This window comes from Bradyrhizobium sp. CCGE-LA001, from assembly GCF_000296215.2.
Classification (GTDB): domain Bacteria; phylum Pseudomonadota; class Alphaproteobacteria; order Rhizobiales; family Xanthobacteraceae; genus Bradyrhizobium.
Genome location: NZ_CP013949.1, coordinates 6052857 through 6077438 on the forward strand (window position 1 = coordinate 6052857; position 24582 = coordinate 6077438).

Sequence of the window (24582 nt, forward strand, 5' to 3'; positions counted from 1 at the left end):
GGGCGCGCACTCATAAACTTCATCGATGTCCGCTTCACTCCGATACCGACCGGGTTTGTGCGACTGCACCAAATGTCGCGATGGGCCAGAAGGAGACTTCAGCGGGTTTCGCTTTTGATCAGTCTGACCACTTCAGTCAGCGTCATCGCTAATGACCCGAAATTTACTTCCTGCCTGCTCGTCAACAAGGACTTCTAGAACGAGGTATTCTTTCCCGATGGTCAGCCACCCGCTCGTCCGCACGGGCTCTCCATGTGTATTCAGCAGTCTAGTACAACGGACCTTCATCCCTTGAATTCCGTCACTCATTCATAGATCTTCTCGCGATTGCCTTACAAGACCAGTGAAGTCCGTTAGGGGTCACACAAGCGGCCTTCGGCAGGTATTGCCGTGAAGATCCCTTACGGACCCAGAATCAGAATCCAAATTTTTCGGCGGATACGGCCGACGCGAACGGAAGAGCGGCCATATCGCGAACCACATAACGATCCACCAGAAAACAACTAGACATAGCCCGAACCAGAGATGATGCGAGCCTTGGCTGACTGATCCCAGAAAGCATCTAACGCCTGTCGGTGGGCATATCACGTCTGAAAGGCGGACCAGCCAGGTTGCCGGCATCCAAACCAGAAAGAACAAAGCCTTCACAGCGTCATGACTGAAAGCACCAACCGCAATCACGACCAAGGCGCTGAGCAGCCCAGCCAGCAAATGCAAAATCGCGCGCATCGATTGCCTACGCCTAAGTGTCGGCTTGCCAAGAATAGCAGCTACGGGAGCATGTCAGCTATGGGTCACTAGCGGTCTTCACATGCAGTTGGCGGGACGTCCGCAATAAGTCTGGAGCCGAAGCTGACTGCCCTGCGTCTCGGAATGTTCAAATCCGTTGCTGCCTCAGATCCGCATTCCCGGATTAACATGCCTGAATCCAAAGCGGCGTCGAGACCCCCTTCAGGACGTTGATTTCATTGAATCGTATGGCGGGACCCGTACGCCGATCATGGTCGAGACCCTACGCCGAAAACACAGCCCTATGCGACTCTCATGACGCCGCCATTTTTTTGCAGAACGTGAGCGAGCTCACACCGCCGCTCGCCGAAAACCCATACTCTTGGGCCGTATTGCACGTCATTCACGAAGAGCGAACGAGGCGCTGAGCCAGGTGTCGCTCTGTTGAAGCATCAGTCGCAACATCGGCAAGCAAGAGGCGCACATGGTCACCGCATGGCAGGCCCGTCACAACCTCTCGGGCGCTGATTATCAAGGCGCATTCGATCTTCTGAAGAACCAGGGCTTTCGTCCCATCGACGTAAATGGCGGCAGCGCCAACGGCGTCGAACGGTTCTCCGGCGTCTGGGAGCAATCACCGGGACCCGCAACCCAGGTACGCCACGGCATCAACGCAGCCGCGCACCAGCAGCTGTTCACGACCCTGCCCGCCCAGGGATTCCGCCCGATCGCAGTGAGCGGTCATGACACGGCCGGCGGGATACGCTTCAGCTCCATCTGGCAGGCCATCCCATCGCCGGAAGTGAGGGCGCGGCATGGCCTGACCTCGGCACAATGGCAGAACCAGGTGGACACGCTTCCGAACGAAGGCTTCCGCCCGGTGGACCTGTGTGGCTACACCGAAGCCGGCCAAGTGCGCTTCGCCTCCATATGGGAGCGGACAACGACGCCGGAATGGGTGGCACGCCACGGCATGACGGCCGGAGAATACCAGCAGCAGTTCAATCATTGGGCCACCCACGGCTTCATCCTGCACCGGGTGAGCGGCTACCTGGACGGCGGGCAAACCCGCTACGCGGCACTCTGGAGCCGCGGACCGGACCTGACCTGGCAGGCCCGGCACGGCATCGACGCTGCGCAACATCAGACGGAATTCAACGCCCTGGTGAATCGCGGCTATCGGCTGGTCAAGGTAAACGGGTATCCCGAGGGCGGCACGGTTCACTACGCCTCGATCTGGCACAAACCCTTCCTGTCGGATCGCGATGAGACGACGATCCGCCAGGCGGTGCAGAACTTCATGACCGCTCACAACGTGCCCGGTGTCTCGATCGCGATGACCCGCAACGGCGCGTTGATGTTCGCACGCGCCTTTGGCAACGCGGATAGCGCCGGAACGCCGGTCCTGCCAAGCCACCTCTTTCGTATCGCCAGCGTGTCAAAACCGATCACCTCGATGGCGGTCTTCCGGGCGATCGAAGCCGGATTGCTGGCGCTCACCGATCGGGTCTTCGGGCAAGGCGGCATCCTCGGCACGCAGTTCGGGACACTGCCCTATCCGGATCAGCGGGTCACGCAAATCACAGTGCAGCATCTGCTCGAGCACACCAGCGGCTGGAGCGGCGCGCAGGACCCGATGTTCGGCCAGCCCAGCGCCACACACGCGGATCTGATCGGCCAGATGCTTGGCCTCACGCTTGCAAACAACCCGGGTGCGATCTTTGACTATCTGAACTTCGGCTATTGCGTGCTCGGCCGCGTGCTGGAGCAGGTGTCCGGGTTGAGCTACGCCGACTTCGTGCGACAGCGGGTGCTCGCGCCCTGCGGCGTGACGGACATGCACATCGCCGGAGACACCCTGGCTCAGCGCCGTTCGAACGAGGTCACCTACACCCAGCAGGGAACGTTTAACCCCTACGCCCTGCCCGTCGCTCGCATGGATGCCCATGGCGGCTGGATCGCCAACCCGACCGACCTCTTGCGCATCGCGCTCCGGTTCGACGGCTTCCCGTCGAGGCCGGACCTGCTCCAGTCCACGACCGTCGTCACCATGGCGACCGCCACCACGGCGCCGGCTGCAGGCGGCGGAGCCGCCAACTACGCCAAGGGCTGGGCCGTGAACAGCGCGGGCAACTGGTGGCATCTCGGCGACTTCGCCGGCACCATCAGCGAACTGGTCCGGACCTCCGACGGCTTCTGCTGGGCGATCCTCGCCAACACCCGCAACGACGCCCAGCTCAACGCCATGCGAACGGCGATCGACAATCTTGGATGGACGATCAAGAACGGCATCACCGACTGGCCGGCGGGCGACGCGATATGAGGTGGTGTCGGATCATTCACTGTGTTCCCACAAGCCGGTGAGGATTCTGGCGGACGCTCATCCAGTTGCCAATGTAAACGCTGCACCGCTTGCGCCAGAACTTAAGGATCTGATCCACGACCCTTTCCTCAGCGATGGAAAGAACACGAATGCGTCGGCTCAGCCGAACAGGCGAGGACGTTGCTGCCAGTCTTGAAATTGCAGATTGAGTGAGCATGCAAGTCGTCAGCGGCAATCACGGAACGCCTGCTTCGGGTCATTTTCGACGGTTTCAGCGGATACTGTCGGCTGGCTGATGTCCGCTTCTACCCCGTAAGCGTCCAACCGGGGCCTGCCCAGAAGCGTTGCGTCTGGCCAGACCCCTGTGATTCAAACTCCCAAACTGTGGGCTCGAATCATGCGCTACGAACTCGACGATTATGAATGGATTGCCATCAAGCCCATGCTGCCAACAAGCCGCGTGGCGTTCCTCGGGTTAACGACTGTCGTGTCCTCAATGGCATCTTCTGGGTCTTGCGCTCCGGAGCGCCTTGGCGCGATTTGCCCGAGACGTTTGGTCCGTAAACCACGTGCTAAAACCTTTTTGTCCGTTGGCGGCGGGCTGGTGTCTGGAGCCGCATCATAGACGCACCTGCGGCTGCCATGATGCCGCTGTCCAAATGATCGACACCTCGATTGTCCATGTGCATCAGCAAGGGGCCTGCATCATAAGGAACCATCGCCAATCGATGGGAAGGTCACGCGGCGGCTTGACGAGCAAAATCCACGCGGTGGTCGATAGCAATGGTCTCCCGGTACGGTTGGCGTTGAGCCCCGGCGAGGCCCACGACGTTCGACTTGCAGGAAGAGTGCGCGCTCGTCTGAAGTCCGGATCAATGTTGCTTGCCGACCGTGGCTATGACGCCGACTGGATCAGAGAGTTTGCCATGAACAAGGGGGCGCGGGCCAACATCCCGCCGAAAAGCAATCGCAGCGATCCGATCTGCTTCAGCCCCTGTCTCTACCGCGCTCACAACCAGGTCGAACGGTTCTTCAACAGGATCAAACAATGTCGTCGTGTGGCGACGCGCTACGACAGGCTTGCGGGAAACTACCTTGCCTTCGTCCAACTCGCATCGATCTGGCGATGGCTGGCTGCGCGTTTTGAGTCCACGCTCTAGTAACGACGGCCCGACCCGCTGCCGCGGGTCATGTTCCCATGATAGGGCCGAGCCGCTGCGCCACTCGTCACGGGAGCCTGGATCCGGCTTGGAATATTGCGCGTTGCATTAGGGCGCGCGGGCTGCGACGGATTGACGATGATCACGTTGCGATTGGGCGTCGAAGGGTCGTTGACGCCCTGGGCCCAGGCGCCAGCGGGCACGATAAGCGCGAACGTGATCAAGACTAAGCGTTTCATGTGCGACATCTCCCAAGCAAGAACGTCAGGAGGCGAACACCGTTCCTTCACGGTTCGTTGCGTGACCTCACCGAGGCACGGCAATTAGCTTGCCATCTCTCCAGACGCCTTGAGCCGACTGCCCGGCAGGAAGGCTGCCCGCCACATTCCGGACAGCGGTCGGCCGGGAGGCGGCCTGGGTGGTCTGTTTCTTCTTATCCGGTGTCGTCACGATGCTGGAGCTGGTGGTGTTGGGCCGATCCTTGGTTCCTTGCGCTGAAGCAGATTGAACCAGAAAGGCCGAAAACATGATTGCTGTCAAAATGCCGCGCATGGTCCAACACCGGAAAGAGGAGCTGGGCGAAATGTCACAGGTTTCTGCTCAAAAGCAAGCTCTTCCGAGCGGAAGCTTTCCGGGCCGGATAAACCAGGCAATCCACCGCGGTCGAGGGGGAGCCGGGGTGAAAAGCCTAGCGAAACAGCATTATCCGAGCTAGTTGATCGGCCTTGATGACGGAGCCCGGCGACACAGCAGCCAACGCCTTGGAGGCGCAAGAGATCAAGGCCGGGCTTGTCCGCCTGTTGTCAGCACGGATCCGCGACATCTCGAACGACCCCCGGGAGATGCGAGAGGTCGTCTACGAGTTGGCCCGCATCAAGCTTCTGGAACAATTCACCCACGCCGACGCGCGGGAAGCCCGAGAGCTCCAGCAAGTCCTCGAACGCGCCATTCGGGAGGTCGAACGCGCCTTTGAGCGAAGCGAGAAGACTTTACTGACCAAGGGTGCCGCGGGCCCCGTGGCGAATTCTCCGCCCGTGAACGTCGCCGTTCCCCCGCCCATTCCGACGCCGACTCCCTTGGCGTCATCAGCCATACCAGTGGCTGCCGAGACGCTGCGGCGTCCTGCCGCACCGCCAGGATCGCTCGACCAACCCAAGCGGAGCAGTGCTTTCAACTCTCTCGTTCGATTGACGGCCATCCTGCTGCTCATTGCGGGCACCGGCACCGCGATCGTCTATTGGCCGCGGCTGAAGGCACAGCTAACGGCAAAGCCGCACGTGGCGCAGCCCGAACGTACGCCCAAGAGCCCGGAGGCTCAGCCGACCGCGATTCCGACTCCCTCGGCAAGCGAGACAGCTGAACGAATGCCGGAGAGCGCAAAGGAGCCGATGCAAGCTGCGCATCCGTCGATGCCCCTGCCGACGACATTCGGAGTCTACGCCTTGAGCGAGGGCCAGCTCCATGAGCTCAAGCCGGTGCCCGGAAAGATTCCGGACCGGCGCGTCGCGATCTCGGCTGCCATCAACACGCCAAGCGCGACCACTTTGATGGACGGCGACATCAAATTCATCGTGTTCAGGCCCGACGGGGGCGTCGACGCAAGCGGGACCGAAGTTCGGGTGATCGCGAAAGTCTCCCGGTCGATGGGCGTCGATGCCACCGGGAAAGCGGCCATGGTCAGCGCGGGCGATTCGTGGGTCATCCGCAGCATGTCCTACCCCTACAAGGTAGGTCCGATCGACGATCAGTCGAGAATGCTAATGCTTCAACCGGAGCAAGACGGTTTCACGCTCGCGCCCGGCCGTTACGTCGTGGTGGTCAAGGGCATGGGCTATGACTTCACCGTCGCCGGGACGATCACCGATCCCAATCAATGCGTCGAACGGATCAATGCGGCGAACGGCGCGTTCTACTCGCCCTGCCCGCCGCCCCGCCGATAGCGCAGCCCTGGTTTCATTTGGCCGGCTTGCTGTCCTTGGGCGCGGCTGCCGGCGTGTCGTCGACCTTGCCGTTGTTGGCGACGCACTTTTGGAAGTATTCGCGCTGCTCCTTGCCCGTTCCCTTGGCGCTGCCGGCCGCAGGGTTGCCGATCTGCCTGGGCGGAAAAGCTTTCGCCACTGCGGCGTCGCATGCGCGCGCCACTTCGGCCGTGATGGCCGAAGCCGTCGCCGGCGCGGCCAGCGTCAAAGCACCTGCCAATCCAACCAATGTCCGCAAATTCCTGACCGGCATCTCTTCGCTCCTTCAATCCGTGAATGGTTGCCGGGACCATATCAAAAAGGATCGACGCACCAAACGGCAAACCGGCGCAGAATCGTGACGCACCACAGTAGCCGCTACGTACGGCGCATCGGGAGCGTTGTACTAGCTGTTGAGCTGCGGCGGCTTGAAATCGGGAAAGCGCGTGAGCATTGCGGTCTTGACGAATTTCAGGTGAGCAATGCTGCTGGCCAATTCCTTGAGCCGGCGCTGGCCGTTCGAGATGTCCGCCGCAAAGAGATCCTGATGATGATTGTCGAGCGGCTCACGCTCGAGATATTCGTCGGTGCCGTTGCCGAAGGTGACGGACGCACGCGCGAGCGCATCGTCGACACGCCGGTTGAGGCCGGCCTGCTCCCTCTCCGCGTCCTGCAACGCCGTCTCGATGGCCGCCAGGACGGCACCGATCCGCGCGCGGTCGGTCTCCGCATCACGCTCGGCGGAGCGCGCCTTGAAGGTCTTGTCCTCGCGGCGGGAGCCGAGAAGATTGTGTGCGCGCGCTCTCAGGAACAGCTGAAACATCTGGGCCATCCCACCTTCGAGATTCAGGCAGCTACCATCGGTCAGACATAGTTAACAAAGCTTAAATCTTGCGCCTGCGCGGCCTGGCTTCGTGCGATCCAATTCCGCCAGGCGCCTTCGTGCTTGGAATAGAGTTCGAGCCAGCGAATTTCGCCCGCGGCGGCAGACCTTTCACCGCCACGGATCTTGGCCGCGCCATGAACCGTCTCCTTCGAGGAAGCATCCAGCGCCTCGAACTCCGCCGTCTCCTCGAGCGAAAGGCCGATCAGAACACGATGCCCTTGGGCATCGATGAAATACCTGCGGGGCGCATTGTGCTTCTGATCAATCATTGGAATGGCCCTCGTTCATGATCCAAGGCCCCGGAAGATCTTTCAGCCGCCGATCATAGGCACAAACGAATACAGTCAAAATGAGGCCGCAGCTCGCCGCGCCCAGCAATGCAATCACATACGCCATCCACGCCTACCTACGCGAGCCCCGGAAAATCGAGGCGGCCGAACCGTCGCCATGAACCGATACGTTTTTAGGTTGCCTCACCCAAACTCTCAAGGACGGCGCCAGATTAACCTAACCGCATATGGTTAGTCGCGCTCACCACGACAGCCATTCGGGAATTGGCCGCCACGCCAGACTTGCGATGAGATCAGCATGAATTCTCGACGCGCTTCAAATTGTTGCTCGAGCATGATCTGGTCGGCAACCGCTGCACACTTTTCCGGATCATGCTCCGGCCGATCACGACGACGGGGGCTGACCCCGGCCAGCTCCCATCGAGGCGGGCGTGTACGGAGCATAGAGACGATATCGTTCCGATCGCTTGCGCGAGCGCCACGCGCGCACGCCATAGCCGCAACAAAAGCCTGCTACGAAAATCGAGATCAGAACAAGAATTGCCAACATCTGGAATGTTCCCATTTTTCGGAACGTTCCTCCCATCCTATTTCATCGTGTCGTCGTCACGACTTCAAGATCGATACCGCTGAAACATTTGTCAGACGAAGATGAAGTTTGTGCAACGTGGTGCTCGAAAATTGGTCGTCGCGCGAGAAGCGAGGGGCCGAAAGAACGGCGGAAATCTCTCATCGTTCGAGAGCGAAATCCAGCCGGGCGATGTTAATCCGCGTTCATGTCGGCAAGAGAGCAAGCCGCAAGCGCGCCACGATCGAGCACGTCTGCACCGGCGTAACGAGGTCTTTGATGCAGTTTCGAATGCGCATGTGCCGGCGATCGCCGACGGCATCGACGTAGCCCCGTGGTTATACGGAGCCTCATGCCGCAATTTCATCGCGGTAAGGTTGAGCAGTTAGCTTAATCCGCGTTGTTTGTTGCGAACTCTCGCGCTTGGCTTATCCATCCTTCGCACCGGGCTCCCCCAAGCCCGGCCCCACCCAAGCAAAGCCGTCGAGCGAACATGGGTCCGCTTGGCGGCTTTGTCCTTGTGTCGATGAGAGGATCGTTTCAGTTATGGCGCGTAAGCCCTGGTCGTTCAAGGAAGACCGCAAGCTCATGGAGCTGGCGAAATCTTCGGCTTCGCTGGAAGAGGCGGTGAAAGCTCTTGGGCGCTCGCCTGATGCGATCAAGCGCATGGCCTTGCGGCTTGGTCTTTCGCTAAAGTCGAAGGCGGGCAAGAAAGGCTAACCTCGAAGCAGTGCACCGAGGATGCGCGGCATTCCTCGTCAGTCGTCGCGTTCCCCTTGCAGTTCGTTGCAGCCTCAGTTTCCCAGATGGAACCGAAGGGACGATCGGGTGTTGTTCCAGACTTCACTCGTGAGGTCTGGCAGTGGCAAATTTCGTCATTTCCACAATGCTGGTTTGGCTGGCGATCAACATCGCCTTCGTGGTGCTTCGTCTGCTGGCCACCCGCGATCCCGCTACGCCCGGGATCGACAGGTCCAGCCAACCAGAGACCATTACGGTTCACCCTCGGTGAGCGCCGATTGAGGCCCCGCCCTCGCTTTGCGTCTTCTCCGGGAGGCATCCCGGGACGGCCGCCCTCCACCCGCACCGCCCGTTAAACCCTATCTTAGCCTCGGCCGGTTACGATCAATCTCCTCGGCTCTCCTGATTTCCTGCCGGACCGGATGAGATTGCACCGACCAAACCTGCCGTTTGCGGCGCTCGTGCTTGCGAGCACGATGGCGTTCGGCCTGGCGGGACACTTCGCGGCAGAGGCCGTCATTCACCAGCAGCAGGCGCATCAACTCAACGAGCTGACCGAGGTCGTCCTGCGCCGTTCCGAGTTTGCGGTCGATTTTGCCGCGGCCAGCCTGGACGATCTCGCCAGGCGCAATCTCGCCAGCTGCGATCCTTCGGCGCTGCAAGCCACCCGCCTTCACGTCTACCAGCGTTCGGCGATCAAGGATGTTCGCCTCGTCAAACCGGATGGCTCGGTGATCTGCTCGGCCTATTCCGAGACGCTCGAATTCGACAAGGGATGGATGGATCGCCGCGATATGCTGCCTTCGCACGACAGCGCGCTTTCGCTGTTTCGCGTCGAGCAGTTCGGCGGCGACGCCTTGGGCGTGCTGACGGACGTCAACGACAGCTCCGCTCTGGTGGCCATCGTCGGCATCAACGCCAGCCTGTTCGACATCATGCCCGCCGAACTGCGCGCACACAGCGAGGTGAGGCTCGCCTTGAGCCGCGGTGAGAAGCTCGGAGCATTCCAGACTGACGCCGGTAAGCCCCTGGTAGATCCTGTCAATTTCGACAGGAGTTCTGCGCATTTCCCGCTTCATGCCACGATCAGGCTCGAGCGCGCGGTCCTTTCGAGCTGGAACAACGAAGCTTATTGGCCCATCCTCGCCGTCGCGCTTGGACTTGGCGCAATGTTCGGCATCCTGCTGGCGCGCAGCCGCCGCATGGAGGGGCCTGTCGCCGATCTCGATCGGGCGCTGGCGGCCGGCGAGTTCAAGCCATACTACCAACCGATCTTCGACCTCAGGACAGGTCAGATCAGAGGCTGCGAGATACTGGCGCGCTGGCTGCGCCGGGACGGCTCGGTCGTCCCGCCGATGAACTTCATTCCGCTCGCCGAATCCAGCGGACGCATCCAGGCAATGACCTGGCAGATCCTGGAATCGGCGCTTGCCGAGCTGAGGCCGTTGCTGAGAGCAGACAAGAATTTCAAGATGTCCTTGAACGTCGTGCCCAGGCAGCTCCTGAGTGCAGGCTTCGTCGAAACGCTGCGCCGCAAGGTTCTGACGGCACGGGTCTCCGCACGCCAGATCGTGGTCGAGATCACCGAGCGCGACGAGCTCGACGATCTCGCGCGTGCCGCTTCTGTCGTCGCCGAGCTGCGCGACCATGGCTTCCGCGTCGCCATCGACGACGTTGGCGTCGGCCATAGCGGGCTGTCTCGTCTGAAGGGCCTCGGCGCCGACATGATCAAGATCGACAAGTTCTTCGTGGACACGATCACCGTGGACGCATCGACGACGACGATCGTGGAAATGCTGGTGGCGCTGGCCAGGGACCTCCATATGACCGTGATCGCGGAAGGCATCGAGACGGAGGAGCAGCTCCGCGCCCTGGTCACATCGGGCGTGGAAGAGGGCCAGGGCTATCTCGTGGCGCCGCCTTTGCCGCTCGCCAAATTCAACGAGCTCGTCGAGGGACGCGGAGTGGCGCAGTCGGATGCGGCAGCCGCCACCAGCACGGCCTTGGTGGCCTGACTTTAACGATAATTTCGGCTTTCGAACCTGAGCGGCGATCAACCCTGTATGTTGGCGCCATGCGCAGGAACCACCTCATAGCAGCCGCGAGCATCTGTCTTGCCCTGATCATCTACGCCACGCTGGCGAAGCTGGCGGGGCGACCCGCGCTCATGGGGCACCACGAGGCCTACTGGATCGTGGTGATCGAACGCTTCAGCGCCTATGGTCTGCTCGGCTTCCTTCTGTCCTTCCTGCTGCCCGGACGGCTCGCTCTGGCTTGCTCGCTCGTCATCGCGGTCGCCATGGGGTTGGAGGTGATGCAATCGTTCATCCCCGACCGCGATCCGGGCTTCCTCGACGTGCTGCAGAAGGCGGCAGGAGGAACCGTCGGCGTCATGCTCGCCCAGATGATCCTGGCGTTCTTGCCCCGCCCGCCGTCCTGAAGCAGCCGGCCTCGTCCCAGCGCGACGAGCGGCGCCGCACGACCCGGCGCCTACTTCATCATCTGGCCGCGCAACTCACCGCCCGGGTTCGCGGCGGTATGGATGTTCGCGTACCACTTTCCAGCCAGCAGATCTGCGGCCTGCGCCTCGGTGAGCGTGGCGCTGCCCTGGATCGGGCTTTCCACCGTCTTGAACGGCAGGGCGATGCCGGCGTTCTTGCCGGCCTCGCCGGGTCCATGAAAATGCGCCCCCAGGACCGGCCCCGTCAATCCGGCATAGGTGACGACGAAAGTTAGAGTCTTCGTTTCAGTGTCGTAGCTCGCCTCGGCCTTGCCCGACCCCGTCGAGCTGTTCGGAGGCACTTCATTGCTTCCCTTGAGCTCGGCTCGCAACTTCACGATCTCCGCAACTGCGCTTCCGCTCATTGCGATGACGCTTCCAATCAGCGCGAGCGTCCCCAGCAGCGCCACCGACGGCCGACAGACGGCTTTGACCATGCACTCCTCCTGCGGATTCCACGCCCCATCGCGATCGAACACCGACGCCGGCGGGAAATTCCATCGCAGCAGCTTATGATGATTCGGAAGGACGATCGCGGGAATTAGCCGCCGCAGGCGAAGGGCCGGAACGGCAGAAGCTAGGCCGCCCCGCGCCTGTTGTGGAACTCGGAGGGAGCCAGCAATGCAGCCATCTGCCGGTGGGTGTCGTGCAGCGCTTCGATGGCGCAGTCGAGATCGAAATCCGCCTCGCGAACGGATGCGAAGAACCTCGCCGTCAGTGCCAGATCGAGCTTGACGCGCGTCGTCCCGTCGCGGCTCTTGCGACGATCGAGCGACAGATTGATGGCGAGATCCCTGGCGGCCATTGCGCCGCAGCCGCACAGCGCGCCGAGTTCATCGTATGACATCCAGATTTGAGGCATGTTCTTCCACCACACTTGATCGACCGCCAGACCATTGTTTGAGCATGATCTTTTCGGAAAGCCGCTGCACACTTTTCCGGATCATGCTCTATCCCTCGCCTTCTAAAGGCAGGGTTGCTGCGACGCGGCGGCGGCGCGATTTCGAGACAGCAGCGTCAACGCAACCCTAATCCTGGCGGCAGGTGCGAGCGCGGGGCCTTGCGGATCCTCGTCGATCCGGCTGTCACCTGAGCGGACCTGCCGGGAACGGATGTCGCGGCCGGGACCGGCTGTCGAGTCCCCTCGGCAGCTTGTCGGCCTTGAGCTTCACGACCTCGCACCGGGCGCCGTCGTCATCCCGTGCATCTTCCTGGCTGTAGATCAGCGTCGCTTCGAACATCAAGCCGGGCGCTTCCCGGGCCGTTCCCGAACACGTCGCCATCGCACCGGTACATATGCCGGAAAGGCTGACTTCGACCTCGTCGCGCCCGAACAGCGTCGACGGCCCCTCGGCGTGCCGGCGCGTGGTTAGCACGGCCGTGAAACGCCGATCGTCATCGAATTGATATGAGCCGCCATAGGTGAAGAAGCTGTCGCTGCCCGAAATCCGCCCCTCCGCCAGATGGACGATGCCGGTGCCCTGGCCGTGCGGCGTCCTGAACCAGGCAGCGTATTTGCCTTCTCGCATCGAAATCATCCGTCGTAAAATTCACTGGTATCTGCAACCAAATCTGGGGCGCGACAATGACCAACGCAGCGCGCGTCTTCCAACGGTTAACACGCTGCAAAACCGACCGATCAAATTGCTGCCGACGTCGAATGGCGCGGCAGCGGTCTCAAAACAATTCTATGCCGTCATCGGCGGGCGCGACCGCCTCGACCCGGCGGGTGGCGGCGATCGATGCCAGTCCGAGCGTTTGCAGGAAGTCGCGGTGAACCTCCCGCTCGCGCTCCATCGTGTAGCGCGCGAAGAGATGATCGAGAACGGCTTCGTCCTGCGGACGCGGCTTCTGCGCGCCGGCACTGGCCGTCTCGAGGCGCGCGGCGACCGCGGGCAAGGCCGCCGAACCTTCGGCGAGCGTGCTCATCAAGCCTTGCGCCGAATTCATCAGCCCCTCGAACTCGGCACCTTCGACGACGAGCCGGCTCATCAGCTTGCCGAGCCGTTCGTTGCCGGCCTCGACCTCGCGTAGCGCCTGGAGAATCTGCGGCTCGAGCTTGGCGAGCTGCGTCGGATCCCCCTGCACGCGGAGCTGCTTCAGCTCCATGGCCGAGCTCTCGATGCCGTCGAGCACCGGCTTCAAGCGCCCTGCCCCCGCGGAGACCTGGTCTGCGGTCGCCTTGAGCTCGTTGGCGATGACGACGAAGGCGCTGCCGCGGCTGCCGAGATGGCTTGCCTTGAGACCGGCATTCATCCCGATCAGCGTGATGTCGACGGTTGCCTCGGCAAGCCCGGCGATGGCCTGACGAAACTTGGCCAGGGTGTCCTCGACGATCGCGAGCGCTTCATCCACCGCGCGGCCGGCGCCCTCACAGGTGGCAATCAGGGTCGACGCATGGGCCAGCGTCTGCTTGATGCGCGCCAGGAACGATGACGAGCCGCCGTCCTCGCCACCGAACAGCGTGCGGCCGTGGCCGACGACACTGCCCGCATCGCGCAGGATGGCGGCCAGCGCGCGAACGATCTGCCCGATATCGCCGCTGAACTCGCGCTGGGCATCCCTGAGCTGAACCGCCTGCAATTGGCAGATCGCGCGCGCATCGTCCTCGCTCGCCATCGGCTCGGGAACGAGGCTCGGGGTCGATCCCGAAACACGGCTGAGGCCGTGAGAGACGTGCTCGAGACGCTGGCGCGTACTGTCGCCGGCCTGCAGGGAGATGATGGCGCTGCCCACCGCCTCGGCGATCTTCCGGGTGCTGGAACTCGCGAGGTCGGCGAGATGGCTGCTGTGGCCGCGCTGGTCGCGCAAGCCGGAATAGGCCGCGCCGAGCTCGGCACTCTCCGACGCCAGTTGATTTCCGTAGCGGCTCTCGAACTCCTTTTGCCGGCCGAAGGCGGTGGCAACGGCCTCGGACAGGCGTTGCTGATCGCGCGCGCAGCCCTCGATCGAGCCCTGCACGGCCTTGCCGAGATCGTAGGCCTCCTGGGTGAAGGCGAGAAAGCCCTCGCGATCGCCGTCGAGCGAGGCGGCCTCGATCCGCGCGCTGCGGGCGATGATGGTGATCATCTGGATGTGCTTGAACAGCGGCTTGAGCAGAGCGGATGCATCTAGCGTGTTCTTGCCGATCGTCTCCAGCAGCGCGGTCTCGGCTGGCAACGCCTGCGCCAGCTTGCTGAGCCGCGCGGCGATCTCCTGCAGTGCCGTGGCGGCGCCCTCGATCTCTGCACCGGAGAGCTCCGAGGAAAGCGTTGCGAGACCCTGGTTCAGCTCCTTGAAGATGAGATGGCCGCGTCCGAGCTCGCTGCCGACGCGCGCGAACACGTCCTCGATCCGCGAGGAGACGTCCTCGACCGCGACGATCGCTTCGGTGAGCGTGCTGGCGGGAATGATGGACATCGCGATCAACCTGCCACCGCCGCGTGCCCCGCCTGATACCAGAGCATGATCTCGCGCGGGATCTGGTGCAGCGAGACGACCTTCTCGACGCCGCCATGGGCAATGGCTTCCTTGGGCATGCCGAACACCACGCAGCTCTCTTCGTCCTGCGCCCGCGTGGAGGCGCCGAGCTTGCGCATCTCCAGCATTCCGCGCGCGCCGTCGTCGCCCATGCCGGTCATGATCACGCCGAGCGCGTTGGCGCCGGCGTGCTGGGCCGCCGAGCGGAACAGCACGTCGACCGACGGACGATGCCGCGACACCGGCGGGCCGTCCTTGATCGCGATCTGGTAGCGCAGGCCGATGCGCTGGAGCAGCATGTGACGGGCCCCCGGCGCGATATAGGCGCAGCCCGGCAGCACCGGCTCGCCGTCCTCGGCCTCCTTGACTCGCATCTGGCAGACACTGTCGAGACGCCTCGCGAAGGCCGCGGTGAATCCCGCCGGCATGTGCTGGACGATGACGATCGGCGGACAATGGGCGGGCAACATCTCCAGGACGTCGTTGAGCGCTTCGGTTCCGCCCGTCGATGCACCGATACACACGATACGCTCCGTGGTCGGCCGCACCTTGCCCTGCACCGGTGGCGGGATGATCGCGTCGGCCGTCAGCTTCTTCTCGATCTCACGACGCGCCGCCCGCGGGCGCACGCGCGCACGCGCCGCCGACTTCACGGCCTCGCGCAGCCGCGAGGAGCATTCGAGCAGCGCCTGACGCGTGTCGATCTTCGGCTTCGGCACGATGTCGACGGCGCCTGCCTCGAACGCCTCGAACATCACGTTGGAGCCCTCCTCGGTCAGCGAGGAGCAGATGATCACCGGGATCGGACGCTGCGCCATGATCTTGCGCAGGAACGTCATGCCGTCCATCCGCGGCATCTCGAGGTCGAGGATCATGACGTCGGGGATTTCGTTCTGGAGGCGGCGCGCCGCGGCGAACGGGTCCGAAGCCGTTCCCATCACCTCGATGTCGGGATCGTCGTTGAGGATCGTCTGCAGGATTTGGCGCACCGACGCCGAATCGTCCACGATCAATACGCGAACTTTCTCCCTCGGCATTGTTGGCGGGGCTCCGATCAAACCTGGAAAATGGTGGGCTGAACCTGCTTCAGGCCCGGCACCGCGCTGTGAATCATCGACTCGGAATGGCCGACCAGCAAATAGCCTCCGGGCCGCAAATGGCTGCACAGCCGCTCGATCACCTTGCGCTGGGTCTCGCGCTCGAAATAGATCAGGACGTTGCGGCAGAAGACGATGTCGACGTCGCGGTCGACGGGATAGGACGCGTCCATGAGATTCATCCGCATGAAATGCGTCATGCGGCGCAATTCCGGCACCACCCGCACCTCACCGCGCGACTTGTCCCGCGAGGACAGGAAATATCGCTTCAGGAACGGCTCCGGCACCGGGGCGAGCACGTCCCGCGTGTAGATCGCGGTCTTGGCGAGGCGCAGCACGGCGGTCGAGATGTCGGTCCCAAGGATGCGGTACTGGAAGCGCGAGCCGTTCCGCGTCATGTCGTCCAGCACCATCGCGGTGGTGTAGGCCTCCATGCCAGTGGAGCTCGCCGAGCTCCAGATCTTCAGGTTGGCGTTCCTGCGTCCATGCGATTTGAGCAAAGCGGGGACTGCGACCTCCCGCATGAAGGTGAAGTGCTGCGGCTCGCGGAAGAAATCGGTCTTGTTGGTCGTCACCACGTCGATGAGATGGGTGAGCTCGGTGTCGAAATGATCGGCCTCGAACAGGTTCTCGACATACTCGTTGAGGTCGGAGAAGTTCAGCGCGCGCACGCGCTTGTGCAGCCGCCCCTCCAGCATCAGCCGCTTGCCCTGTGGCAGCTTGATGCCGACCTGCCCCTCGATGAGTTCGGCGATGGTCCGGAAGTGGCGGTCCGACAGATGCACGGCTGTATCCTGTAACGCAGGCATCATCGCTGCATGCCCCCATCCGGGATGGCGGCCTCCTGCACTGAATGTCGGGCCATGCCGGCCATCTTGCGTCCTACGCGTTGACGCCTGAAAAACGGACCGGCCAGCCCTCGGGGCGAGCCGATCCCTCGGTTTATCTCAGCGCTGAAAATCGGCGTCCCGATCGTCCGCACCGTCGTTCATGTCGAAGGCGAAACCACCGCCGCCGGCCACCTTCACGGCGCGCGCCGGCTTGCCTTGCGGCTTCTTGGCCGGACGCTCGACGGCCGCCATCGTCGCCGCCTTGGCGCGCAGCTGGGTGACGGCGCGGTCGATCGGCGCAGCGGCCTGCCCCTTTGCGCCCTGGTCGATGCGGAAATAGGCGATGGTCGACTGCAGCTGCTCGGCCTGCGAGGCGAGCTCCTCGGACGTCGAGGACACCTGCTCGGAGGCGCTGGCGTTCTGCTGGCCGACCTTGTCGAGCTGCTGGATCGCCTGGTTGATCTGGGCGGAACCGACGTCCTGCTCGCGGCAGGCCGCAGTGATCTCCTCGACCAGCGCGGCGGTCTTCTTGATGTCCGGAACGAGCTTCGACAGCATATTACCGGCATCTTGAGCGACCTTGACGGTCTCCGACGACAGCGATCCGATCTCGGCTGCGGCGGCCTGGCTCCGTTCAGCCAGCTTGCGCACTTCGGAAGCGACCACCGCGAAGCCCTTGCCGTGCTCGCCGGCGCGCGCGGCTTCCACTGCCGCGTTGAGCGCGAGCAGGTCGGTCTGACGTGCGATCTCCTGCACGATCGTAATCTTCTCCGCGATGGTCTGCATCGCGTTGACGGCGCGGCCCACCGCGATGCCGCTGGCTTCGGCATCCTTGGCCGACTGGGCCGCGATCTTCTCGGTCTGGTTGGCGTTGTCGGCATTCTGCTTCACGTTCGAGGCCATCTCTTCCATCGAAGAAGAGGCTTCCTCGGCGGACGAGGCCTGCTCGGTCGCGCCCTGCGAGAGCTGCTCGGCGCTCGCGGACAATTCCTGGCTGCCGGCGGAGACGTTCTGTGCCGCGGTGAGAGCCTCGGACACGATCTGACGAAGCTTCTCGATCATGCGCTCGAGCGCAAGGCCGAGCGTGTCCTTGTCCGACAGCGGCCTGGCTTCGACCGTGAGGTTGCCATGGGCAATCTCGTTAGCGACCGCCGCGGTGGCATTCAGATTGGCGGTCATCGCATTGAGGGACGACACGAGATCGCCGACCTCGTCATTGCTGGACACGCTGATCTTCTGGCTGAGATCGCCGACGGATACAGCGTTGGCGAGACCAACTGCGCGGGCGAGCCCGCGGCTGATATTGAGCGCGATCCAGGTCGCCGAAGCGACTGCGATCAACAGCGCAGCGCAGATCATGCTGATCAGAAGCATCTTCGCGAAGGCCGCGTCCCTGGCGCCCTCCTCCGCGACCTCGGCCATCTGCTTTTCGTTCCGCTGAACGTACTGCTCGATGGCATCCAGAGCCTCGTTGAAGGCTTTGCGGCCTTCGCCGCCGGCGATCGCCGCCGCCTTCAGGTTGCCGGCTTCCGACGTCAGACGCGAGACGTTGTCGACGACCTTCGCGAGACGGTCAAACTGCGCGTTAACGCCGCTGACCGCACCTGCCTGATTCACTTGCGCGACGGCCGCCTTGAGACCGGCCAGCCGCTGGTTGGTCTCCTTCACATCGGCTTCGACCTCCTGCAGCGTCGTGACCGAATAGCTCGAGACGACCGAACGTGCGAGCCGCGCGACCTCACTGCGGGCCGTCAGCAATCCAGCCGCGCGCTGGCTCTCGGAACCGCTGCCACCGGCTTCCACGAGCGCTGCATCCAGCATTGCGTCGAGGTCCTTGACCGCCGGCTGGCCTTCGGACTTCCACAGCTGGGCGGCCCTGTTGTTGGAGTTGAGCAGCGCAAATTTTCCGGCCTGATCTTCCTGCTCGTTCATGCGCTTGATCGGACCGGCGGCCTGATCAAGCAGGCGCCGTCCGGCCTCGCTCGCTTTGCTATAGAGTTCGCTATTGAGCTTGAGCGTCTTCTCGCGACGCGTCAGCATCGCGTTGTAATTGTCTTGCGTCTCCTTATCGGAGACGGCCTGTATCATGCGGGTCTCAGCGCGCTGTTGCGACTGGATTGCGCTCATGACGTCGGCGGCCAGCTTCGTGCGATTGGCCTGGCCGACGATGCGCTCCTGCTGTTCCGTCAGCGTGGAGAGAGAATGATAGGCGACTCCTCCAGTAATCATCGAGAGAGCGATGACTGCGCCGAACGCAGATGCGAGCTTTGCCTTGACGGTGAATCTCATTTTCAGTCTCGTAGTTCGAATGGAATTGAGGTGGATTGGGCTTAGCCACGCATTACTGGTAGGAGCTCAGGCGGCGCAGAACGCATCCGGCGCCGTTTCTCGGACTTCTGGAACCTCATCGTTGGCCATCAGCTTGGCGAGATCGAAGATCACGACGAATTTTTCCCCCTTGCGGCCGATGCCGGCTGCATAATCGGACTGCCACTTGCCGCCGACCTCGGGCACTGGCTCGATCGCCTGCTCGTCGATGTCGGTGACCTCGAAAACGCAATCGGCGACGAAACCGACGCCGACCAGACGGTCCTTCATCGGCACGTCGAGGATGATGATGCGCGTCGCCTCAGTCGCGGCGACGCTGGGCAAGCCAAGCTTGGTCCTGAGATCCACGATCGGATAACCGCTGCCCCGCACATCGATCATGCCGAGCAGAAAGTTCGGCGCGTGCGGCAGCCGCGAGATCGGCCGCATGTCCAGGATCTCCCGGACGTTGCGGATGCTGATGCCGAACGTCTCGCCGGCGAGACCGAGCGTCAGATATTGCGAGGTTGCGGCCATGATGCAGCCCAAGGGTCCGGGGTTGGGAATGAATGCGGTCCGGCATCAGAGCCGGACCGATTGATTAGCGTTGGAACTCGGCGTCGCGCTCGTCTTCGTCCTCGTGCATGTCGAAGGCGAAGCCGCCGCCGCCGCCGGCGACTTTCATCGCACGCGCCGGCTTGCGGAGAGGCGCGGGCCTCTTCCCACTGCGATCCGCTGCTGCCATGTGCGCAGCCTTGGCACGAAGCTGGGTGACGGCCCGGTCGATCGGCGCCGGCGCTGCAGTTTCGCCGCGTCCGCCATGCTCGATGCGGAAGAACGAGATCGTCGACTGGAGCTGCTCGGCCTGCGAGGCAAGCTCCTCCGAGGTCGAGGACACCTGCTCGGAGGCGCTGGCGTTCTGCTGGCCGACCTTGTCGAGCTGCTGGATCGCCTGGTTGATCTGGGCCGAGCCGACGTCCTGCTCACGGCAGGCTGCAGTGATCTCCTGGACCAGTTCGGCCGTCTTCCTGATGTCGGGCACGAGCTTGGACAGCATCGCGCCGGCGTCCTGCGCGACCTTCACGCTCTCGCTCGACAGCGTGCCGATGTCGGCAGCGGCCGCCTGACTGCGTTCCGCCAGCTTGCGCACTTCGGAGGCGACCACGGCAAAGCCCTTGCCGTGCTCGCCGGCGCGCGCGGCCTCCACTGCCGCGTTGAGCGCGAGCAGATCGGTCTGGCGCGCGATCTCCTGTACGATCGTGATTTTCTCTGCGATAGTCCGCATCGCCTCGACCGCACGGCCTACGGCAACGCCGCTGGCTTCCGCATCCTGGCCGATTGGGCCGCGATCTTCTCCGTCTGATTGGCGTTGTCGGCGTTCTGCTTCACGTTCGAGGCCATCTCCTCCATCGAGGACGACGCTTCCTCGGCCGACGAGGCCTGCTCGGTCGCGCCCTGCGAGAGCTGCTCTGCGCTGGCGGACAGCTCCTGGCTGCCGGCGGACACATTCTGGGCGGCCGTAAGCGCCTCCGAGACGACCTGCCGGAGTTTCTCGACCATGCTGTTCAGCGATCTGGTGAGATCGCCGATCTCGTCATTGCTGGAGACATCGATCGTCCGGCTGAGATCGCCGTTGGCAACCGAGCCAGCGAGCCCCACCGCGCGGCCGAGACCGCGGGCGATGCTGACGGAGATCCAGATCGCGGCTATCAGACCAATCGCAAGCGAGGCAAGGACGAACGAGACCAACAGGAAGTGGGCACGATTGCCATCTGCATGAGCCTGGGCGGCCTGATTTGCCATGTTTTTCCTGGAGTTCATGACGTAGGCCTCGGCGGCTTCCATCGCCTCGCCAACGGCCTTGCGAACCTCAGTCATGGAGCGTTCGGCCGCCTTTGTCTTGTCGGTCCGGGCGGTCTTCAGGGTCTCGTCCTGCACCGCGTTCATATGCGCATAGGCAGCGGCGAAGCCGTCGAGCAGCTTCTTGCCTTCGGGAGAGGCCGCAGCGTGAATCTCGTCCTTCAGCTTCAGAAGCGTCTCACGTTGCTTGGCGATCTCGGCAAGGAAATGCTGCGTTTCGCTTTCGGGCGCGAGAATGAGATTCTTCTCGGCGCGAACCTGGAGCAGGATTGCTCGCTCGATCTCAGCCGCTCGTTCCATCCGGCCGGCGCGCGCCACCAGGCTATCGGCGGTGTCGATCATGTCGCTCAGCTTCACATAAGCGAGGCCTCCCGCGGCCATGGAGAGCAACAGAATTACGCCGAATGCACTGGCAAGCTTTGCCTTGACGGTAAATCTCATATCCAGCCCCTACCGATCTCGCCCCGAGATCTCATTTCAATTCAGAATGCGTTCCATGTTCGGAACGATGACGAACTCTTCACGCCACTTCGCAATGAAGCGAATGAACTCCGGTTTCCAGTGCATGCCGACACGCGGCGTCTGCTGCACGTCGGCCTGCAAGATCTCCGTGACCTCGTAGACCTTGTCGGCGGTGACGCCGACCAGAACCGGCTCACCGTCGAGCTCGAGCTCGATGACGACGATGCGCGTGTCGGCCGAAGCCTCCAGCTGCGGCATGCCGAAACGGATGCGCAAATCGGCGAGCGGAATGACGTTGCCGCGCACGTTGATGACGCTGGGAACGAAGGCGCGCGCGCCCGCGACCTTGGTCACGGGCACGGGATCGATGATCTCGCGGACGAGGCCCGCATCGAGTGCGAACTTCTCCTCACCGAGACCGATCATCACGACCTGCCTCGCGCCCGGCTGATGTTCCCCTGACAGTCCGTCGTTCATCACGCCGCCTCGTTGATATGCTGCTTCTCGACCTTCGACTGCGCCAGCGCGACCAGTTGCGCGACGTCGAGGATCAGCGCCGCCGTGCCGTCACCCAGAATGGTGGCGCCGGAGAAGATGGTGACGTCCGAATGCAGCTTGGACAGCGATTTGATCACGGTCTGGTGGTTGCCGATGATCTGGTCGGCGACGAGGCCGACCCTGGTTTCGCCGGTCGAGATGATGATGGTCTTCTGGTGCCGGTCCGGCGATCCCGATGCCGCCATAAGCTCGCGCAAGCGCAGGAAGGGGACGAGATTGCCGCGCACGTTGAGGAAGTTGCGGCCGCGCGAGCGCTCGTCATCGGCGGTGAGCTCGACGCACTCCTCAACCGCCGACAGCGGAATGATGTAGCGGCCTTCGCCGACGCGGATCAGGAGACCCTCGATGATCGCCAGCGTCAGCGGCAGCCGCAGCGTGACCGTGGTGCCCTGGCCCGGCCTGGTCGACAGGTCGATCGAACCGCGCATGTTCTCGATGGTGCGCTTGACCACGTCCATGCCGACGCCGCGGCCGGACAGCGCGGAGATGGTCTGCGCCGTCGAGAAGCCCGGGTGGAACAGGAATTGATGGATCTCGTGATCGGTGAGCACGGCCCCGGCTGCGATCAGCCCCTGCTCTTCCGCTTTCGCACGGATGCGCGCGGTGTTGAGGCCGCCACCGTTATCCTTGACGGTGACGAGCACCTGCGCGCCGGAATGGACCGCGGCGAGCTCGATCCGGCCCTGCTCGGTCTTGCCCTTGGCGGCGCGGGTCGCATTGTCCTCGATGCCGTGGTCGATGGCATTGCGGATCAAATGGACCAAGGGATCGGCGAGGCACTCGATCATGGTCTTGTCGAGCTCGGTATCTTCGCCTGACGTGACGAACTCGACCGGCTTCGACAGGTCGCGCGACAGATCGTGCACCAGGCGGCGGAAGCGGCCGAACAGCGAGCCGATCGGCACCATGCGCGCGCCCATCGTGGTGTCGCGCAAAGAGGAGGCAAGGCGTTCGATTTCTTCGGCGATCATCTTGATCGAGAGATCCGAGCCGGACGAGGCGAGCTGGGTCAGCCGCGCCTGGGCGATGACGAGCTCGCCGACGCGGTCCATCAATTCGTCGAGGCGTTCGGCCTGGACGCGAACGGTGGCGATGCCGCGTTCCTCGCGTTTGGTCTCGGGCTTGGTGTCCGGCTTTGATTCAAATTTCTGCTCGGTCTTTGCGATGGGCTGCTCGACGGCGGGCGCGGCAGCGACCTCGACCACCGGGGCTGGCATCTCGACCGTCGGGGCCGGCGGCTCCTCGTCGAGCAGGTTGAACAGCGGCGCAGGCGCGGGCGCTTCGACGACTTCCAGAGGCGAGAGCGTCAGCTTCATCTCGTCCTGGACGAACATGAAGACGTCGTCGATCGCGTCCTTGTCGCAGGCCGCGTGCAGCTTGACGTCCCATTTCAGATAGCAGTCTTCCGGCTCCATCTCGTCGAGGAACGGGATGCCGTCCGTGATCGGGACCACGAAGCAGGGACCGAGCTTGCAGAGATCTTCCAGCAGGTCGAGCGGATTCGAGCCGTTGCGCAGGATGTGAGATTCGAATTCGAGATACAGGTGCCAGCCGGCCTGCTTGCTCTCGGCAGGAGCCAGCGGCGGCGCCTCGGTGATCTCGGCGACCGGAGCGGAGGGATGGTCGAATGAGACGAAGCGCTTGAGGTCGTCGAGGATGGCCTCGCCGATGACGTCGTCGGTCGATTGCGGATCCTCGATCAGCGCGCGGATATAGTCCTTGGCGGCGAGCGCGACCGAGATCAGCTCCTGCGTCGGCTTGATCTCGCCCTTGCGGACACGGTCGAAGGCGGTCTCGAACTCGTGGGTGAAAGAGGCGACCTTGTCGAAGCCGAACATGGCGCCCGAGCCCTTGATCGTATGCAGGGCGCGGAAGGCGGAATCGACCAGCTCGCGGTCGTCTGGACGCTGGCCGAGATCGAGCAGAGCCCCTTCAAGAACTTCAAAGAGTTCGCTGGCTTCCTGACGAAAGACCTCGGTCGGGTCCATTGCGCTCATGCACGCACCAGCTTGCCGACGACGGCGAGCAGCTGCTCGGGCTTGAACGGTTTGGTGATCCAGCCGGTGGCGCCGGCGCTCTTGGCTTCCTGCTTCACCGTGTCGTTGGATTCGGTGGTCAGGAACACGATGGGCATGCCGACCGCGCTCGGCAGCTTGCGCAGCGCCCTGATCAGCTCCAGCCCGTTCATGACGGGCATGTTGAGGTCGGTGATGACGAGGTCGAGCTTGCCGGCCTGGGCTTTGGCGAGGCCTTGCGCGCCGTCGCCGGCCTCGATCACGCTATGACCGGCCGGCTCGAGCACGACCTTGATCATTTGCCGGATGCTGGGAGAATCGTCGACGGTCAGGATCGTGGCCATCAGATGCCATCTTTCTTTTGCGGGAAGTGCTGATCGATCATCGCCTCGCTGGCGAAGCCGGCGCGGTGCAGGGTGTTGCGGAAAGACTGGGAGATGGAGGTCAGCACCACGGGGCGGCCTTGCGCCTCGCCGGTCTTTGCGGTCGACAGCAGAAGCTGGATCGACGTCACGTCGGCCTTGTCGACGTTCGAACAGTCGATCTCGAGCCGCTGCTGGCGTCCGAACGCCTCGCGAATGAGGTCATAGACGCTGCGAATGGCCGCGATGCTGCAATCAGCGGGTAACCGCAACGACCACTTCGGCTCCGTGGGATTGAGCGCCATCGCTGCCCCGCTATTGCTAAAATTCCGCTACACGTTTGACGTGAATCGAGTGAGCAAAACCCTAACGCGATGGTCCGTACAACTACGGGTCACATTCTGTCGGAATTCGCGCAAGTGCCTGCAGACGTGCACAGCTCCGTGAAATTACGTACTGCGGCAGCCCGATGTGCAC

Annotated in this window: 21 protein-coding genes and 2 pseudogenes; 6 read left to right on the top strand and 17 right to left on the bottom strand. The window is 63.0% G+C overall.

What is annotated here, in order from left to right:
• Positions 1-1213: 1213 nt before the first annotated feature.
• A complete protein-coding gene (locus BCCGELA001_RS28280; RefSeq protein WP_008561446.1) occupies positions 1214-3052 on the top strand; it encodes a serine hydrolase in 1839 nt (612 codons plus the stop codon).
• Between the two features lie 397 nt (positions 3053-3449).
• Positions 3450-4212, top strand: a pseudogene (locus BCCGELA001_RS36265) (IS5 family transposase).
• 306 nt (positions 4213-4518) lie between these two features.
• Here the strand turns inward: BCCGELA001_RS36265 and BCCGELA001_RS36270 are convergent.
• On the bottom strand, positions 4519-4764 hold the full coding sequence (locus BCCGELA001_RS36270) for a hypothetical protein (RefSeq protein WP_061846878.1): 246 nt from the start codon (positions 4762-4764) through the stop codon (positions 4519-4521).
• 176 nt (positions 4765-4940) lie between these two features.
• On the opposite strand from BCCGELA001_RS36270, the gene BCCGELA001_RS28295 reads away from it, so the two are divergent.
• Entirely contained in the window at positions 4941-6152 is a 1212-nt protein-coding gene (locus BCCGELA001_RS28295) for a hypothetical protein (protein WP_060736825.1), read from the top strand.
• Positions 6153-6165: 13 nt separating this feature from the next.
• On the opposite strand, the gene BCCGELA001_RS28300 is transcribed toward BCCGELA001_RS28295, so the two are convergent.
• The 3 genes from BCCGELA001_RS28300 to BCCGELA001_RS28310 form a co-directional block, all read right to left on the bottom strand.
• A complete protein-coding gene (locus BCCGELA001_RS28300; RefSeq protein ID WP_236840764.1) occupies positions 6166-6444 on the bottom strand; it encodes a hypothetical protein in 279 nt (92 codons plus the stop codon).
• 132 nt (positions 6445-6576) lie between these two features.
• Entirely contained in the window at positions 6577-6993 is a 417-nt protein-coding gene (locus BCCGELA001_RS28305) for a hypothetical protein (RefSeq protein WP_060737889.1), read from the bottom strand.
• Positions 6994-7034: 41 nt separating this feature from the next.
• Positions 7035-7325 (bottom strand): hypothetical protein, encoded by a 291-nt coding sequence (locus tag BCCGELA001_RS28310; RefSeq protein WP_008561458.1) that lies wholly within the window; start codon positions 7323-7325, stop codon positions 7035-7037.
• Between the two features lie 1135 nt (positions 7326-8460).
• Between BCCGELA001_RS28310 and BCCGELA001_RS38510 the strand changes: the two genes are divergently transcribed.
• The 3 genes from BCCGELA001_RS38510 (at position 8461) to BCCGELA001_RS28320 (ending at position 11095) form a co-directional block, all read left to right on the top strand.
• Complete coding sequence (locus BCCGELA001_RS38510) at positions 8461-8634, top strand: hypothetical protein (RefSeq protein ID WP_008566330.1); 174 nt, start codon at positions 8461-8463, stop codon at positions 8632-8634.
• Positions 8635-9077: 443 nt separating this feature from the next.
• Entirely contained in the window at positions 9078-10670 is a 1593-nt protein-coding gene (locus tag BCCGELA001_RS28315; RefSeq protein ID WP_060736826.1) for an EAL domain-containing protein, read from the top strand.
• 59 nt (positions 10671-10729) lie between these two features.
• A complete protein-coding gene (locus BCCGELA001_RS28320) occupies positions 10730-11095 on the top strand; it encodes a VanZ family protein (protein WP_008557551.1) in 366 nt (121 codons plus the stop codon).
• Positions 11096-11145: 50 nt separating this feature from the next.
• Here the strand turns inward: BCCGELA001_RS28320 and BCCGELA001_RS28325 are convergent, their stop codons facing one another.
• The 13 genes and pseudogenes from BCCGELA001_RS28325 to BCCGELA001_RS28385 all read right to left on the bottom strand — a co-directional run bounded on the left by BCCGELA001_RS28325 (position 11146) and on the right by BCCGELA001_RS28385 (position 24410).
• On the bottom strand, positions 11146-11592 hold the full coding sequence (locus tag BCCGELA001_RS28325; RefSeq protein WP_060736827.1) for a CHRD domain-containing protein: 447 nt from the start codon (positions 11590-11592) through the stop codon (positions 11146-11148).
• A gap of 140 nt (positions 11593-11732) precedes the next feature.
• The gene (locus BCCGELA001_RS28330; RefSeq protein ID WP_008557556.1) at positions 11733-12017 is read right to left on the bottom strand and encodes a hypothetical protein; all 285 of its coding nucleotides are present in this window, start codon (positions 12015-12017) and stop codon (positions 11733-11735) included.
• Positions 12018-12240: 223 nt separating this feature from the next.
• On the bottom strand, positions 12241-12684 hold the full coding sequence (locus BCCGELA001_RS28335) for a hypothetical protein (RefSeq protein WP_060737890.1): 444 nt from the start codon (positions 12682-12684) through the stop codon (positions 12241-12243).
• 148 nt (positions 12685-12832) lie between these two features.
• The gene (locus tag BCCGELA001_RS28340) at positions 12833-14554 is read right to left on the bottom strand and encodes a hypothetical protein (protein ID WP_060737891.1); all 1722 of its coding nucleotides are present in this window, start codon (positions 14552-14554) and stop codon (positions 12833-12835) included.
• A 5-nt stretch (positions 14555-14559) separates the two neighbouring features.
• Complete coding sequence (locus BCCGELA001_RS28345; protein WP_008557560.1) at positions 14560-15651, bottom strand: protein-glutamate methylesterase/protein-glutamine glutaminase; 1092 nt, start codon at positions 15649-15651, stop codon at positions 14560-14562.
• A gap of 17 nt (positions 15652-15668) precedes the next feature.
• Complete coding sequence (locus BCCGELA001_RS28350) at positions 15669-16523, bottom strand: CheR family methyltransferase (RefSeq protein ID WP_008557563.1); 855 nt, start codon at positions 16521-16523, stop codon at positions 15669-15671.
• Positions 16524-16658: 135 nt separating this feature from the next.
• Positions 16659-18830, bottom strand: a complete 2172-nt coding sequence (locus BCCGELA001_RS28355; RefSeq protein ID WP_060736828.1) for a HAMP domain-containing methyl-accepting chemotaxis protein — start codon at positions 18828-18830, stop codon at positions 16659-16661.
• Positions 18831-18896: 66 nt separating this feature from the next.
• Positions 18897-19385: a chemotaxis protein CheW gene (locus BCCGELA001_RS28360; RefSeq protein ID WP_060736829.1), complete on the bottom strand. Its 489-nt coding sequence runs from the start codon at positions 19383-19385 to the stop codon at positions 18897-18899.
• A 64-nt stretch (positions 19386-19449) separates the two neighbouring features.
• Positions 19450-21149 (bottom strand): annotated as a pseudogene (locus tag BCCGELA001_RS28365) (methyl-accepting chemotaxis protein).
• Between the two features lie 36 nt (positions 21150-21185).
• A complete protein-coding gene (locus BCCGELA001_RS28370; protein WP_008557601.1) occupies positions 21186-21647 on the bottom strand; it encodes a chemotaxis protein CheW in 462 nt (153 codons plus the stop codon).
• Positions 21647-23725, bottom strand: a complete 2079-nt coding sequence (locus tag BCCGELA001_RS28375; protein ID WP_060736831.1) for a chemotaxis protein CheA — start codon at positions 23723-23725, stop codon at positions 21647-21649. The genes BCCGELA001_RS28370 and BCCGELA001_RS28375 overlap by 1 nt, the downstream gene beginning before the upstream one ends.
• Positions 23722-24087: a response regulator gene (locus tag BCCGELA001_RS28380; RefSeq protein ID WP_018317043.1), complete on the bottom strand. Its 366-nt coding sequence runs from the start codon at positions 24085-24087 to the stop codon at positions 23722-23724. Before BCCGELA001_RS28380 ends, BCCGELA001_RS28375 begins: the two co-directional genes overlap by 4 nt.
• Positions 24087-24410 (bottom strand): STAS domain-containing protein, encoded by a 324-nt coding sequence (locus BCCGELA001_RS28385; protein ID WP_008557613.1) that lies wholly within the window; start codon positions 24408-24410, stop codon positions 24087-24089. The genes BCCGELA001_RS28380 and BCCGELA001_RS28385 overlap by 1 nt, the downstream gene beginning before the upstream one ends.
• Positions 24411-24582: the final 172 nt, after the last annotated feature.

Coding starts and splice junctions, on each gene's coding strand:
- BCCGELA001_RS28295 (WP_060736825.1), top strand. CDS start 4,941: ATGACGGAGCCCGGCGACACAGCAGCCAACGCCTTGGAGGCGCAAGAG.
- BCCGELA001_RS28300 (WP_236840764.1), bottom strand. CDS start 6,444: ATGCCGGTCAGGAATTTGCGGACATTGGTTGGATTGGCAGGTGCTTTG.
- BCCGELA001_RS28380 (WP_018317043.1), bottom strand. CDS start 24,087: ATGGCCACGATCCTGACCGTCGACGATTCTCCCAGCATCCGGCAAATG.
- BCCGELA001_RS38510 (WP_008566330.1), top strand. CDS start 8,461: ATGGCGCGTAAGCCCTGGTCGTTCAAGGAAGACCGCAAGCTCATGGAG.
- BCCGELA001_RS28280 (WP_008561446.1), top strand. CDS start 1,214: ATGGTCACCGCATGGCAGGCCCGTCACAACCTCTCGGGCGCTGATTAT.
- BCCGELA001_RS28330 (WP_008557556.1), bottom strand. CDS start 12,017: ATGCCTCAAATCTGGATGTCATACGATGAACTCGGCGCGCTGTGCGGC.
- BCCGELA001_RS28355 (WP_060736828.1), bottom strand. CDS start 18,830: ATGAGATTCACCGTCAAGGCAAAGCTCGCATCTGCGTTCGGCGCAGTC.
- BCCGELA001_RS28360 (WP_060736829.1), bottom strand. CDS start 19,385: ATGGCCGCAACCTCGCAATATCTGACGCTCGGTCTCGCCGGCGAGACG.
- BCCGELA001_RS28335 (WP_060737890.1), bottom strand. CDS start 12,684: ATGCGAGAAGGCAAATACGCTGCCTGGTTCAGGACGCCGCACGGCCAG.
- BCCGELA001_RS28305 (WP_060737889.1), bottom strand. CDS start 6,993: ATGTTTCAGCTGTTCCTGAGAGCGCGCGCACACAATCTTCTCGGCTCC.
- BCCGELA001_RS28340 (WP_060737891.1), bottom strand. CDS start 14,554: ATGTCCATCATTCCCGCCAGCACGCTCACCGAAGCGATCGTCGCGGTC.
- BCCGELA001_RS28375 (WP_060736831.1), bottom strand. CDS start 23,725: ATGAGCGCAATGGACCCGACCGAGGTCTTTCGTCAGGAAGCCAGCGAA.
- BCCGELA001_RS28320 (WP_008557551.1), top strand. CDS start 10,730: ATGCGCAGGAACCACCTCATAGCAGCCGCGAGCATCTGTCTTGCCCTG.
- BCCGELA001_RS28385 (WP_008557613.1), bottom strand. CDS start 24,410: ATGGCGCTCAATCCCACGGAGCCGAAGTGGTCGTTGCGGTTACCCGCT.
- BCCGELA001_RS28310 (WP_008561458.1), bottom strand. CDS start 7,325: ATGATTGATCAGAAGCACAATGCGCCCCGCAGGTATTTCATCGATGCC.
- BCCGELA001_RS36270 (WP_061846878.1), bottom strand. CDS start 4,764: ATGCGCGGCATTTTGACAGCAATCATGTTTTCGGCCTTTCTGGTTCAA.
- BCCGELA001_RS28325 (WP_060736827.1), bottom strand. CDS start 11,592: ATGGTCAAAGCCGTCTGTCGGCCGTCGGTGGCGCTGCTGGGGACGCTC.
- BCCGELA001_RS28315 (WP_060736826.1), top strand. CDS start 9,078: ATGAGATTGCACCGACCAAACCTGCCGTTTGCGGCGCTCGTGCTTGCG.
- BCCGELA001_RS28350 (WP_008557563.1), bottom strand. CDS start 16,523: ATGATGCCTGCGTTACAGGATACAGCCGTGCATCTGTCGGACCGCCAC.
- BCCGELA001_RS28370 (WP_008557601.1), bottom strand. CDS start 21,647: ATGAACGACGGACTGTCAGGGGAACATCAGCCGGGCGCGAGGCAGGTC.
- BCCGELA001_RS28345 (WP_008557560.1), bottom strand. CDS start 15,651: ATGCCGAGGGAGAAAGTTCGCGTATTGATCGTGGACGATTCGGCGTCG.